The organism is Streptomyces sp. NPDC053432 (assembly GCF_055585365.1).
The window spans coordinates 26,694-44,498 of sequence record NZ_JBVJKF010000021.1 but is presented as its reverse complement, the minus strand read 5'-3'; the positions used below and the strand labels follow the sequence as shown (position 1 = coordinate 44,498).

The following is a 17,805-nucleotide window of genomic DNA, read 5'->3' as shown; positions in this document are numbered from 1 at the left end:
TCAGCCCTTCTGCTTCCGGCGGCGCGGCGCCGGCACGGTACGGCCGACGATCACGTTACGTCGGGACGTCTTCTGCGGCGCGTCCTGCGGGGTCCTGCCCAGCGCCTTGCGGACGCCGTAGCCGAAGGCCGCGACCTTGACCAGCGGCCCGCCGAAGGCGGTGGCCACGGTGGAGGACAGTGCGGAGGCGTTGGAGGTGACCTCCTGGACGTCGCTCGCGATGGCGTCCACCCGGTCGAGCTGGGTGCGCGCGGAGCGGACGGTGGTGGAGGCGTCCGCCAGCAGCGGCACGGCCTGGTCGGTGACCTCGGCCACCAGCTTGGTGGCCGCCTTGAGCACCTGGGCCAGCCTCACCAGCACCACGGCGAGGAAGGAGACCAGGATCGCCCAGAAGACGGCCACGAGGATCCCGGCCACCTCTCCACCGGACACGTCACACCGCACTCTCGTCTGGACTTGAACTGCAAAAAGATTCGCCCTACGACCCTATCGCGCCCGCGATCCCCGGCAGTACCGGAATTCGGGGACCGGCGTGATCATCTTGTACGCAGCGCATCCGGGCCAGTACCCTCCGTGTCCCATGCGACAGGAGACGCGGGGCAATCTTCCCTCGGAGCTGGGCGGCTTGGTCGGCCGGGGTGCCGAACTCGACGCACTGGGGCGGCTTCTGGACTCCTCCCGGCTCGTGACCGTGACCGGGGTCGGCGGGGTGGGCAAATCGCGGCTGGTGGTGGCCGCGGCCCGGGCCGTCGCCGGGCCGGACGGCGGAGCGCCGCGGGAACGCTACTGCGACGGGGTCTGGCTGGCCGAGCTGGCCGCCGTACGGGATCCCGCGCTGCTGGAGATCGCCCTCTCCGAGGCGCTGGGCCTGACCGACCACACCACCCGGCCGCCCCGGACCGTGCTGGCCGAGTACCTGGCCGGGCGGCGGCTGCTCCTGGTCCTGGACGGCTTCGAGCAGCTGGTCGACGAGACGGCCGAGTTGGTGCGGGAACTGCTGCGCCGCTCCCCCGGCCTGCGGGTGCTCGCGGCCGGGCGGCGCCCGCTGGCCCTGGACGGGGAGCACGCCTTCCCCCTGGCCCCGCTCGACGCGGAGGCGTCGCTGGCCCTGCTCACCGCGCGGGCCTCCGCGGCGGACCCGGCGTTCCGGGTGACGGGGGCGGACCGGACGGCGCTGGCCGAGCTGTGCGTCCGCCTCGACGGGATCCCGCTCGCCCTGGAGCTGGCGGCCGCCCGGCTGCGGGTGCTGTCCCCCGCGCAGGTGCTGGCCCGGCTGGAGGACCGCTTCGCGCTGCTGACCGGCGGCGCGCGCGGGGTGCTCCCCCGGCACCGGGCGCTGCGCACCGCCATCGGCTGGAGCCACGAGCTGTGCACGCCCGCGGAGCGGCTGCTGTGGGCACGGCTCTCGGTCTTCGCCGGGCAGTTCGACCTCGATGCCGCCGAGTACGTGTGCGCGGGCCCCGACCTGCCGGTGGACGGCGTGCTCGACCTGGTCGGGGAGCTCCTGGCACAGTCCCTCCTGGTCCGGGAGGAGGGCCCGTCCGGGGTCCGCTACCGGATGCTGGAGACCGTACGGCTGTACGGAGCGGGGTGGCTGGAGTCGACGGGTGACACCGGGCGGCTGCGGCGGCGGCACCGGGACTGGTACATGGGCCTGGCGACGTGGTGCGAGACGGACTGGTTCAGCCCCCGCCAGGAGGAGGTCGCCGCCCTGGTGGAGGCGGAGCTGCCGAATCTGCGGCTCGCCCTGGAGTGCTGCCTGGACGAGCCGGAGGAGGCGCACCTCGGCCAGTACCTGGCGGGCACCCTGTGGTTCTACTGGGCGGGCTGCGGCCGGCTGACCGAGGGCAGGCACTGGCTGGACCGGAGCCTGGAGGACCGGCGCGGACCGGCGGAGGGCTACGAGCCCTCGCGGCTGAAGGCGCTGTGGGTGCTGGGCTACGTCTGCGCCCTCCAGGGGGACGCGGTGGCCGCCACGAGCGCCCTGTACGAGTGCCGGGACGGGGCGGCGCGCGGCGGCAACGCCCTGGCCGCCGCCTACGCGGTACACCGGCTCGGCTGTCTGGCGCTGGTCTCGGACGACATGGAGCGGGCCGGGGAGCTGCTGGGTTCGGCGCTGGAGCGCTACCGGGACGCGGGCGAGCTGAACAGCAACGTCCTGATGTGCCAGGTGGAACTGGGCATGGCGCTGGCCTTCCAGGGCGAGCCCGCGGGCGCGCTGTCCCTGTGCGAGGAGGTCCGGGAGATCTGCGAGGAGCGCGGGGAGCGCTGGACGAAGGCGTACGCCCTGTACGTACTCGCGTACGCGGCCCTGGACTCCGGAGCCACCGGGGAGGCGCGGCGGCTGCTGACCGAGTGCGTGGAGATCAACCACGCCTTCCACGACCTTGTGGGGCTGGTCCTGGCGCTGGAGCTGCTGGCCCTGGTCACCGTGGCGGAGGGGGACGCGGCCGAGGCGGCTCTGCTCCAGGGGGCGGCCGAGCCGCTGTGGGACGGGGTGGGGCTGCGGCTCTTCGGCTCGGGGTACTTCAACGCCCCGCGGCTGATGTGCCAGGAGCGGGCCGGCGAGGCGCTGGGCGCCGAGCGCTACGCGGCGTACGCGGCGGAAGGGCGCGAGCTCAGCCGCGAGGCGCTGGTGGGGCGCGCGCTGGAGGGGGAGGCGGGCGCGGGGCGGGAAAGCGGAAAACCCGCCGTCCCCCGGAGGGGACGGCGGGTTTCCACCAGCCTGTGAGGGCTACGCCTGCCGGAAGATCAGCGGGCGTAGTACTCGACGACGAGCTGCTCGTCGCAGATGACCGGGATTTCCTTGCGGTTCGGGTCGCGGTCCAGGCGGAAGGCCAGGGCCTTCAGGTTGACCTGCAGGTAACGGGGGGTCTCGCCCTCGCCTGCGTAGCCACCCTCACGGGCGACCTGGAACGGAACCTTCTCGCGGCTGCGCTCGCGCACGGTCACGACGTCGTCCGGGCGGACACGGAACGACGGCTTGTCGACCTTGCCACCGTTGACCTCGATGTGGCCGTGAACGACCATCTGGCGGGCCTGGTAGATGGTGCGGGCGATGCCCGAACGCAGGACCAGGGCGTCGAGGCGACGCTCGAGCTCGACGACCAGCGCCTCGCCCGTCTTGCCCTCGGCCTTCTTGGCGCGGTCGTACGCGCGGGCCATCTGACGCTCAGAGATGTCGTACTGAGCGCGCAGACGCTGCTTCTCGAGCAGACGGACCTTGTAGTCCGAGTTCTGCTTGCGGCCACGGCCGTGCTCGCCCGGCGGGTAGGGACGAGCCTCGAAGTACTTGACGGCCTTCGGGGTCAGCGCAATGCCGAGGGCACGCGACTTCTTGACCTTGGGTCGCTTCTGGTTCACGGGGAACCTACCTCCATGTAAGTTAGGTGAGGCTTACCTTAGCGAGGAGGACGTAATGTCTCGACCACATGGGATCCCCCTGCCCAGTGCGCGCCGCAGTTCGGATTCCAACGAAACAGAATCCGCTTGCGCCGACGATAGGCAAGGTCAGCCGCGTCCCAGGGAAGGCGTTCGGCAGCTCACCGGAGCCGAACGCGTACGAACCCTCGTAGAGTCCAACGCCTCAGTATCCCTCACGCTCGTCGGTGCTCGTGACGCGCACGGCAGCGACGAGTTCGGGACAGGGATGCCGGTCGCGCGGACCGTCACCCCGGACGGGGACGTGATTCTCCTTGTTTCCGGGGAATCCGCGGCTGCCAGGGCAGCCGCTCACGCCCAGGACGACGACCTCACCGCCGTGATCGAGATCACGGATGTGGCGCCGGTGTCCGTGCCACATCGTATCCGAGGCCGCGCCTGGCTGGCCGGGTGGCTGACCCCGGTGCGCGGGGACGACCGCGGGTCTTGCGCGGCGCTGCTCGCGGAGCGGCAGCCGGTGGGCGAGCTGCTGGGCCTCGCGGAGTCCCTGGACGCCCCGCACACCGGCCGCCCGGCGTGGACGCTGCTCCGCCTGGAGGTCGGTGAGATCTCGGTGGACGACCTGTGGGGCGCCGAACGCGTGGACCCCGACGACCTCGCCGCGGCCCTGCCGGACCCCCTGGCGGGCCACGAGGCGGAGCTCCTCCAGCACCTGCACGCCGCCCACGGTGACCGGCTCGGCGGACTGTCCGGCCTGCTGGGCCCGCGGGAGTCGGAGGGCATGAGGGCGGTCCCGCTCGCCCTGGACCGGCTGGGCCTGCGGGTCCGCTTCACGGGCGGCCCGGCCAGCTCCTTCGACGCCCGCTTCGACTTCCCTGAGCCCGTGGCGGACGTCTGCGGCCTGCGCCGGGCGATGCACACGCTGTTCTCCGCGGCCGCGCACTGAGGCCTCGCCGGGGGTGGCTCCCGTGTTGGGAGCCCGGACCGGGACTGCCCGCCCTCCCGGGCGGAACATGAAGCCCCTCCGCCGTTTGAGGAGCGCGGTCCGGGGCGGAACCCCGGGGACGGCGCCGCGGGCTCACGCGCCGCGCGGAGCGCGGTCCGGGGCGGAACCCAGGGGACGGCGCCGCGGGCTCACGCGCCGCGCAACCGCTCCCGGACCTTCTCCACCACGTCCGCGTAGCGGGCCTCGGCCCCGTACCGCGTCGGCTCGTAGTACCGCTTCCCGTGGACCTCGTCCGGCGCGTACTGCTGCGCGGCGATCGCTCCCGGCACGTCGTGCGGGTACACGTACCCCACCGCGTGCCCCAGCTTCGCCGCGCCCTTGTAGTGCCCGTCCCGCAGGTGCGCCGGCACGGACCCCGCCAGCCCGGCCCGGACGTCGGCCAGTGCCGCCCCGATCGCGGTCGTCGCGGTGTTCGACTTCGGGGCCAGCGCCAGCGCGATGGTGGCGTGGGACAGCGTCAGGGCGGCCTCCGGGAAGCCGATCATCGCCACCGCCTGGGCCGCCGCCACCGCGAGCGGCAGGGCCGTCGGGTCCGCCAGGCCGATGTCCTCGCTCGCCGAGATCATCAGGCGGCGCGCGATGAACCGCGGGTCCTCCCCGGCCTCGATCATCCGCGCGAGGTAGTGCAGCGCCGCGTCCACGTCCGAGCCGCGGATCGACTTGATCAGGGCGCTGGCCACGTCATAGTGCTGGTCGCCGTCCTTGTCGTAGCGGACCGCCGCCCGGTCGACGGCCTCCTCCACCGTCTGCAGGGAGATCTCGGCCTCGCCCTTGGCGATCGCGGACCCGGCTCCGGCCTCCAGCGCGGTCAGCGCCCGCCGCGCGTCGCCGCCGGCGATCCGCAGCAGGTGCGCCTCGGCGTCCGCCGGCAGGGTCACCGCCCCGCCGAGGCCACGCTCCTCCGTCAGCGCCCGGCGCATCAGCCCGCTCAGGTCCGCGTCCGTCAGCGGTTCCAGGGTGAGCAGCAGGGACCGCGACAGCAGCGGGGAGATGATCGAGAAGTACGGGTTCTCCGTCGTCGCGGCGATCAGCGTCACCCAGCGGTTCTCCACCGCGGGCAGGAGCGAGTCCTGCTGGGCCTTGCTGAAGCGGTGGATCTCGTCGAGGAAGAGGACGGTCTCCTTGCCGTAGCCGCCGGCCGCGCGCTTCGCGCCCTCGATGACGGCGCGGACCTCCTTCACGCCCGCGGTGATGGCCGACAGTTCCACGAAGCGCTTCTGCGTGGCCTGGCTGACCACGTACGCGAGCGTGGTCTTGCCGATGCCGGGCGGCCCCCAGAGGATCACCGACGAGGCACCGGCCGGTCCCCCGGCGCCCTCCCCCACCAGTCGGCGCAGCGGTGAGCCGGGCTTCAGGAGGTGCTGCTGGCCGACGACCTCGTCCAGGGTGCGCGGGCGCATGCGGACCGCGAGCGGGGAGCTGGACGGGTCCTTCTCCTGGCGGTCTTCGGCTGCGGCGGTGAAGAGGTCTGGTTCCACACAGGAAGCCTAAGCGAGGCCGCCGACACTCCTCCCGGGCCTCACGAGGTCCAGAAGTCCCACCAGCGGGTCAGGATCAGCATCCCGATGATCCCGACGTGCAGCACGGGCGGCACCCACGCGAACTCGTCGAGGAAGGACTTCAGCCAGCCCGGGGCCGGCAGCATCCCCTCGCGCACGTTGTGTGCCGTGACGTACCAGAACATGAAGATCGTGGCGACCCAGGCCAGGGAGCACCACAGGCACAGCGAGTTGATGTTGTACAGCGACTGGTACATCAGCCAGGCGCAGAAGACGACGCCGAAGAGCATGCCCGCGTTCAGCGTCAGCCAGTACCAGGGGCTGAACCGGGCGCCGGCCAGGATGCTCATGCCGACGCAGATCACGATGCCGTAGCAGACCAGTCCCAGCATCGGGTTGGGGAAGCCGAAGACGGCCGCCTGCTCGCTCTTCATGATGTTGCCGCAGGAGACGATCGGGTTGAGGCTGCAGCCCGGGGTGAAGTTCGGGTCCTCGAGCAGCTTGAACTTGTCGATCGTGATCACCCAGGCGGCGAGCAGCCCCATGGCTCCCGTGATCACCAGCAGCAGGGCGAGCGCCCGGCTGCCGCCGACGGTGGTCCTCGGGGAGGTGTCCGCGTCCGTGCCTCGTGCCGTCATACCGCCCGCTCCGCATCTGCAAGGTCAACAAGCACGGGTCATTGTGCCGTACGGCGCGGGGTCTCCACCGTTCGACCGGTATAAGGACCGCGCGGAACGGCGGAAGGGCGGGTTCGGGGAGGACTTCCCCGAACCCGCCCTTCCGGCGGTGTACGTCAGGCCAGGCGGGCCAGGACGGTGTCGACGAGCTCGGCGACGGGCACGGCTGCCTGCTCGCCGGACTCCATGTCCTTGAGCTGGACGACGCCCTCGGCGAGGTCGCGCTCACCGGCGACCACCGTGAACCGCGCCCCCGAGCGGTTGGCGTCCTTCATCGCACCCTTGAGGCCCTTGCCCCCGTACGAGAAGTCCGCCGCCACCCCGGCCTTGCGCAGCTCGGTGACCGCACCGAACAGCAGGCGCCGCGCCTCGGCGCCGATCGCCACGGCGAAGACGTCCGTCGTCGCCGGGATGTCGAGCTCCACGCCCTCCGCCTCCAGGGCGAGGACCGTACGGTCGACGCCGAGCGCCCAGCCGACCGACGGCAGGGCCGGTCCGCCGATCATCTCGGACAGGCCGTCGTAGCGGCCGCCGCCGCCGACCGCGGACTGGGAGCCCAGACCGTCGTGGACGAACTCGAAGGTGGTGCGGGTGTAGTAGTCCAGGCCGCGCACCAGCTTCTCGTCGTCCTCGAAGGCCACACCGGCGGCCGTGATCAGCTCACGGACCTCCTCGTGGTAGGCCTTGCAGCCGTCGCACAGGTAGTCGCGGAGCATCGGCGCGCCCACGAGCTGCTTCTGGACGTCGGCCCGCTTGTCGTCGAGGACGCGCAGCGGGTTGATCTCGGCCCGGCGGACGGTCTCCTCGTCGAGGTCGAGCCCGCGCAGGAAGGTCTGGAGCGCCTCCCGGTACACCGGGCGGCACTCCTTGTCGCCCAGCGAGTTCAGCAGGATCCGGAAGTTGCGCAGGCCGAGTGCGCGGTAGGCCTGGTCGGCCAGGATGATCAGTTCGGCGTCGAGGGCCGGGTCCTCGGCGCCGATGGCCTCGGCGCCGACCTGCGAGAAGTGGCGGTAGCGGCCCTTCTGCGGGCGCTCGTAGCGGTAGTACGAGCCGGAGTACCAGAGCTTGGCCGGCAGGTTGCCCTGCTTGTGCAGGCTCGCCTCCAGCGCCGCGCGCAGGACGGAGGCGGTGCCCTCCGGACGCAGGGCGAGCTGCGAGCCGCCCTTGGTCGTGAGGGTGAACATCTCCTTCGTGACGATGTCGGTGGACTCACCGACACCGCGGGCGAAGAGGTTCACGTCCTCGAATCCGGGCGTCTCGACGTAGCCGTAGCCGGCCTTCCGCAGCGGGGCGGAGATGGCCTCGCGGACCGCCAGGTACTTGGCCGAGTACGGCGGGATCAGGTCGTACGTGCCCTTGGGGGCCTTGAAGGTGCTCACGAAACTCTCGTCACATTCCTCGTCGTGGAGCGGCTGTCGGGTCCGCTGCCAGGCCGGCGGCGACCTCCCGCAGGTACGGGTTGGTCACGCGCTCGCGGCCGATGGTGGTCTGGGGACCGTGGCCGGACAGCACCACGGTCGAGTCGTCGAGCGGCAGGCACACGCGGGCCAGCGACTCGAGCATCTCGGCGTGGGAGCCGCCGGGCAGGTCGGTGCGTCCGATGGAGCCGGCGAAGAGCAGGTCACCCGAGAAGAAGACCGGCGGGATGTCCGCCAGCTCGGGCATCCGGAAGGTCACCGACCCCCTGGTATGCCCCGGCGCGTGCGCCACGGAGAAGTCCATGCCGGCCAGCTTCAGGCCCGCGCCGTCCGTCAGCTCGCGGACGTCGTCCGGCTCCCCCACGGTCAGCTCGCCCATGAGCGGCATCCCGATGGAGCGGCCCAGCGCCTTCTCCGGGTCGCTCATCATGTAGCGGTCCTCGGGGTGGATCCAGGCCGGTACGTCGTGTGCTCCGCACACCGGGACCACCGAGGCCACATGATCGATGTGGCCATGGGTCAGCACGACCGCGACGGGCTTGAGCCGATGCTTCCTGAGCGTCTCCTCGACACCCTGGGTGGCCTGGTGGCCCGGGTCGATGATGACGCACTCCTCACCGGCGGCGGGGGCGACCACGTAACAGTTGGTCCCCCAGGCCCCGGCGGGGAACCCGGCAATCAGCACGTTCGTCCTCAATCGTCGTCCGGCGGGAGCTTGCAGATCGGAATGCTGCTGATCAGAGCCTACCGGCGCCCTTCATCACACAGCCAACCCATATACGGTACGGGCTATCCAGGCCCGGACAGCGGTACCAGAGACGTACAAGGAGACGAACCCGGTGGTCACGAGCGATCAGCGGCGGCGACAGCTCGCCAGGGAGAAGTACGAGCGCCAGCAGAAGCGCCGGGCCGAGGCCCGGCAGAAGGCCCGCCGGCGCATGGCGGTGATCGGCGCGGCGGTGGCCGTGGTCGTCGCGACGCTGGTCGGCCTCATCGTCGGCGGCGTCTTCGACAGCGGCAAGAAGGACCAGGCGGCGGAGCCGTCGGCGACGCCGTCCGCGACGCCGACGCCCAAGCAGTCCCCGTCCCCCGGCATGGCCATCGACGAGAAGGCGAAGTACACCTTCGCCCTCAGGACGAGCGCGGGCGACATCGGGTTCTCGATGGACGCGGCGAAGACCCCGCAGACGGTGAATTCCTTCAAGTACCTCGCCGACAAGGGTTTCTTCGACAACACGAAGTGCCACCGGCTGACATCGGGCGGGATCTTCGTCCTCCAGTGCGGTGACCCGCAGGGCACCGGTATGGGCGGCCCCGGCTACAACATCCCGGACGAGAACCTGGACTCGCTGGGCAAGCCGAACGACCAGGGTCAGGTCGTCTACCCGGCGGGCACGGTGGCCATGGCCAACACCGGCCGGCCCGGCTCGGGCGGCAGCCAGTTCTTCCTGGTCTACAAGGACAGCCCGCTCGCGCCGTCGTACACCCCCTTCGGCAAGATCGACGCGGCGGGCATGAAGGTCCTCGAGGAGATCGCCAAGGCCGGTACGGCCGACGGCGGCCAGGACGGGGCGCCGAAGAACGAGGTCAAGATCGAGAAGGGCACCGTCACCCAGAACTGACGGAACCCGGCACCGGCCCGGCCGGCTTCCCCCGTTACGCCGATATTCCGTCGTGCGGGATGCGGACAGCCGGCCCGGCGGTCGCCTATGTTGGCGTTGTGCAGGGCGGGCGCTGCCCGCCCCAGGAAACTGTGGACGATGCCCGGGGGCGACCCCTCAAGGGCATCAGGTGGAGGAGGCGCTGTGAGCAGCGACCCGTGGGGCCGAGTCGACGAGACGGGCACCGTGTACGTGCGTACTTCCGACGGCGAGAAGGTCGTCGGCTCGTGGCAGGCGGGCACGCCTGAGGAGGCCCTGGCCTATTTCGAGCGCAAGTACGAGGGCCTGGTGGTCGAGATCGGCCTCCTCGAAAAGCGGGTGCGGACCACTGATCTGTCCGCCAAGGACGCGCAGACGGCGATCGACCACCTGCGGACGCAGGTCGACGAGCACCACGCCGTGGGCGACCTCGACGCCCTGCGCGTACGGCTGGACAAGCTGGTCGCCACCGTGGAGTCGCGGCGCGAGGAGCGCAAGGCCCAGAAGGCCAAGCAGGCGGACGAGGCCCGTACGGCCAAGGAAGCCCTGGTCGTCGAGGCCGAGCAGCTGGCCCAGAGCGACCAGTGGCGCAGCGCCGGCGAGCGGCTGCGCGCGCTGGTGGACATCTGGAAGGGCCTGCCCCGGCTGGACCGCAAGTCGGACGACGAGCTGTGGCACCGCTTCTCGCACGCCCGGTCGGCCTTCTCCAAGCGGCGCAAGGCGCACTTCGCCTCGCTGGACGCGCAGCGCGAGGACGCGCGCAAGGTGAAGGAGAGGCTGGTCGCGGAGGCCGAGTCGCTGTCGAAGTCGACCGACTGGGGTCCGACGGCCGCCCGCTACCGCGAGCTGATGGCGGACTGGAAGGCGGCGGGCCGGGCGCAGCGCGAGGCCGAGGACGACCTGTGGAACCGTTTCCGCGGTGCGCAGGACGTGTTCTTCGCGGCCCGCAGCGAGGTCTTCGCCGAGCGTGACGCCGAGCAGACGGAGAACCTGAAGCTGAAGGAGGAGCTGGCCGAGGAGGCCGAGAAGCTCGTCCCGGTGACGGACCTGAAGGCGGCCCGTGCCGCGTTCCGCTCCCTCAACGAGCGCTGGGAGGCCATCGGCCACGTGCCGCGGGACGCCCGGCCGAAGGTCGAGGGCCGGATGCACGCGGTGGAGCGGGCGATCCAGGAGGCCGAGGAGGGCGAGTGGCGCCGTACGAACCCGGAGGCGCGGGCGCGTGCGGCCGGTCTGACGGGTCAGCTCCAGGCGGCGGTCGACAAGCTGCGCACGCAGATCGACGCGGCCCGCGCAGCGGGCAACAACGCGAAGGCCGACAAGCTGGCACGTGAGCTGGAGGGCCGTCAGGCCCTGCTGGACCAGGCCCTGAAGGGCCTGGAGGAGTTCGGCGGCTGAAAGCCCGCCGGCAGACTGAAACCCCGCCGGCAAGAGGGCCCCGGTACGCGTCGTGCGTACCGGGGCCCTCCCGCGTTCTGCGGCTGCGCCCCTACGGCCGCCGGGCCGAGGTGACGCGGTAGACGTCGTACACGCCCTCCACACCCCGAACGGCCTTCAGGACGTGGCCCAGGTGCTTGGGGTCGCCCATCTCGAAGGTGAAGCGCGAGGTGGCCACCCGGTCGCGGGAGGTCTGGACCGCGGCCGACAGGATGTTGACGTGCTGGTCCGACAGGACGCGGGTGACGTCCGACAGGAGTCGGGAGCGGTCCAGCGCCTCCACCTGGATGGCGACGAGGAAGACCGAGGACTGGGTGGGCGCCCACTCGACCTCCAGCATCCGCTCGGGCTGCTGGGAGAGGGAGTCCACGTTGACGCAGTCCGCCCGGTGAACCGATACGCCACTGCCGCGCGTGACGAACCCGATGATCGGGTCGCCCGGCACCGGCGTGCAGCAGCGGGCCAGCTTGACCCACACGTCGTCGACGCCCTTGACCACGACACCCGGGTCGGCGTTGCTGCGCCGCTTGCTGCGGGCGCGCGCCGGCGGGATCGACTCCTCGATGTCCTCGCTGGCGGCGTCCTCGCCTCCGAGGGCCGCCACCAGTTTCTGGACGACGCCCTGCGCGGCCACGTGCCCTTCGCCGATGGCCGCGTACAGGGAGGAGATGTCGGGGTAGCGCATCTCGTGCGCGAGGGTGACGAGCGAGTCGCCGGTGAGGATGCGCTGGATGGGCAGGTTCTGCTTGCGCATGGCCCGCGCGATGGCGTCCTTGCCGTGCTCGATCGCCTCGTCGCGGCGCTCCTTGGAGAACCAGGCGCGGATCTTGTTGCGGGCCCGTGGGGATTTGACGAAGCCCAGCCAGTCGCGGGACGGTCCGGCGCCCTCCGCCTTGGAGGTGAAGACCTCGACGAGGTCACCGTTGTCGAGGGTGGACTCCAGCGGGACCAGGCGGCCGTTGACCCGGGCCCCTATGGTCCGGTGGCCGACCTCGGTGTGGACGGCGTACGCGAAGTCCACGGGGGTGGCGCCCGCCGGCAGCGCTATGACGTCGCCCTTGGGGGTGAAGACGAACACCTCGTTGCGGGAGAGGTCGAAGCGCAGCGAGTCGAGGAACTCGCCCGGGTCCTCGGTCTCCTTCTGCCAGTCGAGGAGCTGGCGCAGCCACGCCATGTCGTTGACGGTGTCCTGGCCTGCGCTGCCCTTGGCGGCCTGGGGCACGTCGGTGCGCACCTTCGAGGTGCCGGCGACGGTCTGCTGCTTGTACTTCCAGTGCGCGGCGATGCCGTACTCGGCGCGGCGGTGCATGTCGAAGGTGCGGATCTGCAGCTCGACGGGCTTGCCGTTGGGTCCGATGACCGTCGTGTGGAGCGACTGGTACATGTTGAACTTCGGCATCGCGATGTAGTCCTTGAACCGGCCGGGGACCGGATTCCATCGCGCGTGCACGGTGCCGAGGGCGGCGTAGCAGTCCCGGACGGTGTCCACCAGCACCCGGATGCCCACCAGGTCGTAGATCTCCGCGAAGTCACGGCCGCGGACGATCATCTTCTGGTAGACGCTGTAGTAGTGCTTGGGCCTGCCGGTGACGGTGGCCTTGATCCGGGCGGCTCTGAGGTCGACCATCACCTCGTCGGTGACGAGGGCGAGGTACTCGTCGCGCTTGGGGGCCCGCTCGGCGACGAGCCGGACGATCTCGTCGTACATCTTCGGGTAGAGGATCGCGAAGGCGAGGTCCTCCAGCTCCCACTTGATCGTGTTCATGCCCAGGCGGTGCGCCAGCGGGGCATAGATCTCGAGGGTCTCGCGGGCCTTCTTCTCCTGCTTCTCCCGCTTGAGGTAGCGCATGGTGCGCATGTTGTGGAGCCGGTCGGCGAGCTTGATGACCAGGACGCGCGGGTCCTTGGCCATGGCCACGACCATCTTGCGGACGGTCTCGGCCTGCGCGGCCTCGCCGAACTTCACCCGGTCGAGCTTGGTGACGCCGTCGACGAGCAGCGCCACGGCGTCGCCGAAGTCCCGGCGCAGGTCCTCCAGCCCGTACTCGGTGTCCTCGACGGTGTCGTGCAGCAGACCCGCCATCAGGGTGGCGGGGTCCATGCCGAGCTCGGCGAGGATGGTGGTCACCGCGAGCGGGTGGGTGATGTACGGATCGCCGCTCTTGCGCTTCTGACCGCGGTGCCAGCGCTCGGCGACCTGGTAGGCCTGTTCGAGCTGGCGCAGCGTCGACGTCTCGATCTTCGGGTCGTTGCTGCGGACTATGCGGAGCAGGGGCTCCAGCACCGGGTTGTACGCGTTCGAACGCTGCACGCCCAGCCGGGCCAGGCGGGCGCGCACCCGGTTGGAGGACCCGGCCGACTTCGCCGGCGCGGGCTTGACCGGCGGGACCGGCGGGGCCGGCGGGGGCGTGGCGGAGGCCGCCGGGGCCTGCTCGGCCTGCGGGTCGGGCTGCGCGGCGGAAAGTGGCTGGACCTCGTCTGGCAAGAGCGCTCCTAGCGGGATCCGGTGCCCGTGTGCGGTCCGGACAACCCATCGTAGCGAGGGTTCCGCTCGCCCGTTCCCCGAGACCACGCCTCGAACACCCCACCGCGAGTCCGCCGGCACCAGCCCCTCCGGCGATCGAGGAGCGGGGGTCCGCAGGCGGAGCCCCCGCGGCGGCGCCGCACGTGAAAGCGGCGGGCACCCGGGACGTCCCGGACACCCGCCGCTCCGCGAGCAGGGGTCGGACCACGATCGGTCAGACCACGATCAGCGCGTCCAGCGGAGCCCCCGCCAGGGAATCGGCCAGCTTGGCCCGTCCCGGGAGGAACGACAGCTCCATCAGGACCGCCACGCCGGCGACCTCGGCCCCGGCCCGCCGGATCAAGGACAGCGAGGCCTCGGCGGTGCCACCGGTGGCCAGGACGTCGTCGATGACCATGACCCGGTCACCCGCCGCCAGGTCCTCCGCGTGGACCTCGATCTCCGCGGTCCCGTACTCCAGGTCGTACGACTGGGCCAGCGTCGCCCCCGGCAGCTTGCCGGCCTTGCGCACCGGCACGAAGCCGATCCCGGCCTGGACCGCCACCGGGGCGGCGAGGATGAACCCCCGCGCCTCCAGGCCGACGATCTTCGTCGCCCCGCACCCCGCGGCCAGCTCCACCAGCACGTCCGTCAGCGCGGCGAACGCCTCCGGGTCCGCCAGCAGCGGGGTGATGTCCTTGAACATCACGCCCGGCTTCGGGTAGTCCGGCACGTCCTTGATGCGGCTGAGGAGCAGCTCCCGCACGGCCTCGGACACGTTCGCCGTCACCGGCGCCGCCCCGACCGGCCCTGGGCCACGACCTGCGGCTCGTCGCCGGAGTCGGTGCCCTCCTCCGCGGACTCGCCCTTGGCCGCCGCGGACGCCCGCTTCGCGAGCACCCGCTTCTTCAGGGCCTTCATCGCCGGCTCGCGCTCCTTCAGGTCCACGACCAGCGGGGTCGCGATGAAGATCGACGAGTAGGCACCGGCCGCGAGGCCGACGAACAGCGACAGCGAGATGTCGTTCAGCATGCCGGCGCCGAGGAAGCCGCCGCCGATGAAGAGCAGCGCGGCGACGGGGAGCAGCGCGACCACCGTGGTGTTGATCGAGCGGACCAGGGTGCCGTTGATGCTGCGGTTGGCGATCTCGCTGTAGGTGTAGCGGGTCTGCTTGGTGATGTCCTTCGAGCCCTCCTTGAGACCGTCGAAGACGACGACGGTGTCGTAGAGGGAGTAACCGAGGATCGTGAGCAGACCGATGACGGTGCCCGGCGTGACCTCGAAGCCGACGAGCGCGTACACGCCGACGGTGATGGTGAGGTCGTGGATCAGCGCGACCAGCGCCGCGACGGCCATCCGCCACTCGAAGGCGATGGCCAGGTAGATCACCACCAGGACCATGAAGATCGCGAGGCCCGTCCAGGCCTTGTTCGCGATCTGCTCGCCCCAGCTGGGACCGACCAGGTCCGCGTTGATGTCCGCCTCGGTGACCTTGAGGTCGGTGGCGAGCTCCTTCTTCACGTCGGCCGCGGCGTTGGTGTCCAGACCCGAGATCTGGATGCGCAGGCCGCCGGTGCCGAGCTCCTGGACGATCGCGTCGTGGCCCGAGGCCTTCTCCGCGGCCTCGGTCGCCTTGGCGACGGAGACGGCCGTCTTCGGGGTGGTGAAGACGGCACCGCCCTTGAACTCGATGCCCATGTTGAGGCCCTGAACGGCCAGGGCCACGATCGCCGTGATGGTGATCAGGATGGAAACGCCGTACCAGAGAAAGCGCTTGCCGACGAAGTCGTAGCCGACCTCACCGCGGTACAGCTTGGCGCCGAGATCTCCCAGCTTCGACATCTCACGCCTCCTTTGCGTCGACGGGGACGGGTGCGGAGCCACGGCGGGACCGGCGCAGCGGGGGCTTGGCGCCGAGCCGCTTCGGGTCGAGGCCGGACCACGGGTGACCGCTGGCGAAGAACTTCGTGCGGGCCAGCAGCGTCATGATCGGCTTGGTGAAGAGGAACACCACGACCACGTCGAGCAGGGTGGTCAGACCCAGGGTGAAGGCGAAGCCCTGCACCTTGCCGACGGTGACGATGAACAGCACCGCGGCCGCCAGGAACGACACGAAGTCGGAGACCAGGATGGTGCGGCGGGCGCGCGGCCAGGCACGCTCGACGGCCGGACGCAGGGTGCGGCCCTCGCGGATCTCGTCCCGGATGCGTTCGAAGTACACGATGAACGAGTCCGCCGTGATGCCGATCGCCACGATCGCACCGCAGACGGCGGGCAGGTTCAGCGCGAAGCCGATGCCCTTGCCGAGCAGCGCCATGATCGTGTAGGTGAGGATCGCGGAGACCATGAGGCTGACGATCGCGACGAGCGCCAGGCCCCGGTAGTAGACCACCAGGTAGATCACCACGAGGAGCAGGCCGATGGCGCCGGCGATCAGACCGGCCTTCAGCTGCTCGCCGCCGAGGGCGGCGGTGACGGTGGTGACGCTGTCCTCGCTGAAGGAGAGCGGCAGGGCGCCGTAGGAGAGCATGTTGCCCAGGTCCTGGGCGGACTGCTGGTTGAAGCCACCGGAGATCTGGGCGTTGCCGCCCAGGATCGCGCCGCTGACGGACGGGTCGGAGACGACGTCGCCGTCGAGCACGATCGCGAACTGGTTCTGCGGGGACTGCTTGGCCGCCAGCTCGCCGGTCACCTTGGCGAAGGCGTCGGCGCCCTTGTCGTTGAAGTTCATCGTGACGATCCAGGCGCCGGCCTGCTGGTCGATGACTCCCTTGGCGCTCTTGACGTCCTTGCCCTCGACGGCGGCGGGACCGAGGACCCACTTGCCCCAGGCGTTGCCGCGCTTGCCGCAGGCGAGCGTGGGCTCCTCGGGCTTGGCGCCCTTGATGGCCGCGCGCTGCTTCTCGTCGGTGCAGTCGAGCGCCGCGAACTTCGCCTGGAGGCCGGCGACGGCCGCGTCACCCGAAGGGGTGGGGGCCGGGGTCGCCGGCGGCGTCGCGGACGGGGTGGCCTTGCTGTCGTCTGCCTTCTTCGACTCGCTCGCCGAGGGCGAGGGGGTGGCGGACGGGGCCTTGAGGGCCTCGCTGACCGCGCGGCCCTGGGAAGTGGCGCTGGACGACGGGGTGGCCGACGGGGACTTGCTGCCCTCGGCCTTGGGAGCGCCGGAACCGCTCGCGGACGGGCTCGGGCTCTGCGTGCCCTCGGGAGCGGCGGGAGCGCCGTCCGCGAAGGCGAGGACCGGGCGGAAGTACAGCTGGGCGGTCGTACCGACCTGCTCGCGGGCCTGCTTCTCGTTCATCCCCTTCGGGATGTTCACGATGATGTGGTCACGGCCCTGCGTCTGGACCTCGGCCTCCGAGACGCCGAGACCGTTGACACGGCGCTCGATGATGCCGACCGCCGTGTTCATGTTGGTCTCGTTGATCGCGTCCGGCTTGCCGGGCTCGCTCTTGGCCTTGAGCGTGATGCTCGTGCCGCCGGCGAGGTCGATGCCGAGCCGGGGAGTCGTCTGCTTGGAGAGGAACATCCCCGCGGTGAGCGCCACCATCGCGATCAGGATGATCGCCAGGGCGCGCCCCGGCCTCCCCTGAGCCCCCGTGGGCCGCCGGCCCTTCTTCGGTGCTGCCACCTTGTCGTTTCTCCCTGTCCAACCGTCCCGCGCCGGGTCAGCGCGCGGACGGCCACGAAAATGTGTGGTGGGGACCCCTGCCCCCCGCAGAAGTGGGTCACTGACCAGGACCGCGACGGCCGCCGATCAGGCGCCTTCGCGGTCCCCGGCCGCGCGCTACTTCGCGTCGGCCTCGCCGTCGGCCTTGCCGTCCTTGGGCTCGTCCTTCTTGGGCTCGTCCTTCTTGCCCAGGTCGAGCTTGGGCGCCTCGTCCTCGGCGGGAGCCTCGGTGAGGGAAGAAGCGTCGTCCGGGACGACCGGCGAGTCCGTCGAGAGGCCGTCGCCGATGCCGTGGACGATGCGGTTGTACTCCGCGTCCTCCAGGACGGCACCGATGGCGTTCTTCGCGTAGATCGCGTGGACGCCGGGCGCCACCTCGAGGGTGACGGTGTCGTCGCCGATCTCCTTCACCGTGGCGTACATGCCGCCGATGGTGCGGACGCCGGTACCGGGCGTCATCTGGTCGCGCATCTGCGCGGCCTGGGCCTGCTTCTTCTTGGCGGAGCGGGTCATCAGGATCATCGCCCCGATGAGCACGATGAACGGGAGGAGTGTCACGAGATTCACGGGACGGAGTTCC

Annotated in this window: 15 protein-coding genes; 4 read left to right on the top strand and 11 right to left on the bottom strand. The window is 71.0% G+C overall.

Annotated features, from left to right (window positions below):
* A complete protein-coding gene (locus tag ACZ6Y1_RS28780) occupies positions 1-432 on the bottom strand; it encodes a DUF948 domain-containing protein (protein ID WP_469636106.1) in 432 nt (143 codons plus the stop codon).
* A 148-nt stretch (positions 433-580) separates the two neighbouring features.
* Here ACZ6Y1_RS28780 and ACZ6Y1_RS28775 point away from each other — a divergent pair, with 148 nt between their 5' ends.
* On the top strand, positions 581-2,731 hold the full coding sequence (locus tag ACZ6Y1_RS28775) for an ATP-binding protein (protein ID WP_469636102.1): 2,151 nt from the start codon (positions 581-583) through the stop codon (positions 2,729-2,731).
* Between the two features lie 20 nt (positions 2,732-2,751).
* Here ACZ6Y1_RS28775 and rpsD read toward each other — a convergent pair whose 3' ends face one another.
* Positions 2,752-3,363, bottom strand: a complete 612-nt coding sequence (gene rpsD, locus ACZ6Y1_RS28770) for a 30S ribosomal protein S4 (RefSeq protein ID WP_150520470.1) — start codon at positions 3,361-3,363, stop codon at positions 2,752-2,754.
* A 55-nt stretch (positions 3,364-3,418) separates the two neighbouring features.
* Here rpsD and ACZ6Y1_RS28765 point away from each other — a divergent pair, with 55 nt between their 5' ends.
* Positions 3,419-4,327 (top strand): DUF2470 domain-containing protein, encoded by a 909-nt coding sequence (locus ACZ6Y1_RS28765; protein WP_469636097.1) that lies wholly within the window; start codon positions 3,419-3,421, stop codon positions 4,325-4,327.
* A gap of 188 nt (positions 4,328-4,515) precedes the next feature.
* On the opposite strand, the gene ACZ6Y1_RS28760 is transcribed toward ACZ6Y1_RS28765, so the two are convergent.
* The 4 genes from ACZ6Y1_RS28760 to ACZ6Y1_RS28745 all read right to left on the bottom strand — a co-directional run bounded on the left by ACZ6Y1_RS28760 (position 4,516) and on the right by ACZ6Y1_RS28745 (position 8,666).
* Positions 4,516-5,865, bottom strand: coding sequence for a replication-associated recombination protein A (locus ACZ6Y1_RS28760; protein WP_469636094.1), 1,350 nt, complete (start codon positions 5,863-5,865; stop codon positions 4,516-4,518).
* Positions 5,866-5,906: 41 nt separating this feature from the next.
* On the bottom strand, positions 5,907-6,524 hold the full coding sequence (locus tag ACZ6Y1_RS28755; RefSeq protein ID WP_469636091.1) for a vitamin K epoxide reductase family protein: 618 nt from the start codon (positions 6,522-6,524) through the stop codon (positions 5,907-5,909).
* Between the two features lie 155 nt (positions 6,525-6,679).
* Positions 6,680-7,942, bottom strand: coding sequence for a histidine--tRNA ligase (gene hisS, locus ACZ6Y1_RS28750; RefSeq protein WP_469636088.1), 1,263 nt, complete (start codon positions 7,940-7,942; stop codon positions 6,680-6,682).
* 10 nt (positions 7,943-7,952) lie between these two features.
* Positions 7,953-8,666 carry an MBL fold metallo-hydrolase gene (locus ACZ6Y1_RS28745; RefSeq protein ID WP_469636085.1) on the bottom strand — a complete coding sequence of 238 codons (714 nt, stop codon included), beginning with the start codon at positions 8,664-8,666 and terminating at the stop codon, positions 7,953-7,955.
* A gap of 154 nt (positions 8,667-8,820) precedes the next feature.
* Between ACZ6Y1_RS28745 and ACZ6Y1_RS28740 the strand changes: the two genes are divergently transcribed.
* Together ACZ6Y1_RS28740 and ACZ6Y1_RS28735 are read left to right on the top strand one after the other, a co-directional pair.
* A complete protein-coding gene (locus ACZ6Y1_RS28740; RefSeq protein ID WP_469636082.1) occupies positions 8,821-9,603 on the top strand; it encodes a peptidylprolyl isomerase in 783 nt (260 codons plus the stop codon).
* A gap of 183 nt (positions 9,604-9,786) precedes the next feature.
* Complete coding sequence (locus ACZ6Y1_RS28735) at positions 9,787-11,016, top strand: DUF349 domain-containing protein (RefSeq protein ID WP_469636079.1); 1,230 nt, start codon at positions 9,787-9,789, stop codon at positions 11,014-11,016.
* 91 nt (positions 11,017-11,107) lie between these two features.
* On the opposite strand, the gene ACZ6Y1_RS28730 is transcribed toward ACZ6Y1_RS28735, so the two are convergent.
* The 5 genes from ACZ6Y1_RS28730 to yajC form a co-directional block, all read right to left on the bottom strand.
* The gene (locus tag ACZ6Y1_RS28730) at positions 11,108-13,540 is read right to left on the bottom strand and encodes a RelA/SpoT family protein (protein WP_469636076.1); all 2,433 of its coding nucleotides are present in this window, start codon (positions 13,538-13,540) and stop codon (positions 11,108-11,110) included.
* 253 nt (positions 13,541-13,793) lie between these two features.
* Entirely contained in the window at positions 13,794-14,348 is a 555-nt protein-coding gene (locus ACZ6Y1_RS28725; RefSeq protein WP_469636073.1) for an adenine phosphoribosyltransferase, read from the bottom strand.
* Complete coding sequence (gene secF / locus ACZ6Y1_RS28720) at positions 14,345-15,400, bottom strand: protein translocase subunit SecF (protein WP_469636070.1); 1,056 nt, start codon at positions 15,398-15,400, stop codon at positions 14,345-14,347. The genes ACZ6Y1_RS28725 and secF overlap by 4 nt, the downstream gene beginning before the upstream one ends.
* 1 nt (position 15,401) lies before the next feature.
* Positions 15,402-17,186 (bottom strand): protein translocase subunit SecD, encoded by a 1,785-nt coding sequence (gene secD / locus ACZ6Y1_RS28715; protein WP_469636067.1) that lies wholly within the window; start codon positions 17,184-17,186, stop codon positions 15,402-15,404.
* A 156-nt stretch (positions 17,187-17,342) separates the two neighbouring features.
* A complete protein-coding gene (gene yajC, locus ACZ6Y1_RS28710; RefSeq protein ID WP_469636064.1) occupies positions 17,343-17,792 on the bottom strand; it encodes a preprotein translocase subunit YajC in 450 nt (149 codons plus the stop codon).
* Positions 17,793-17,805 lie beyond the last annotated feature (13 nt).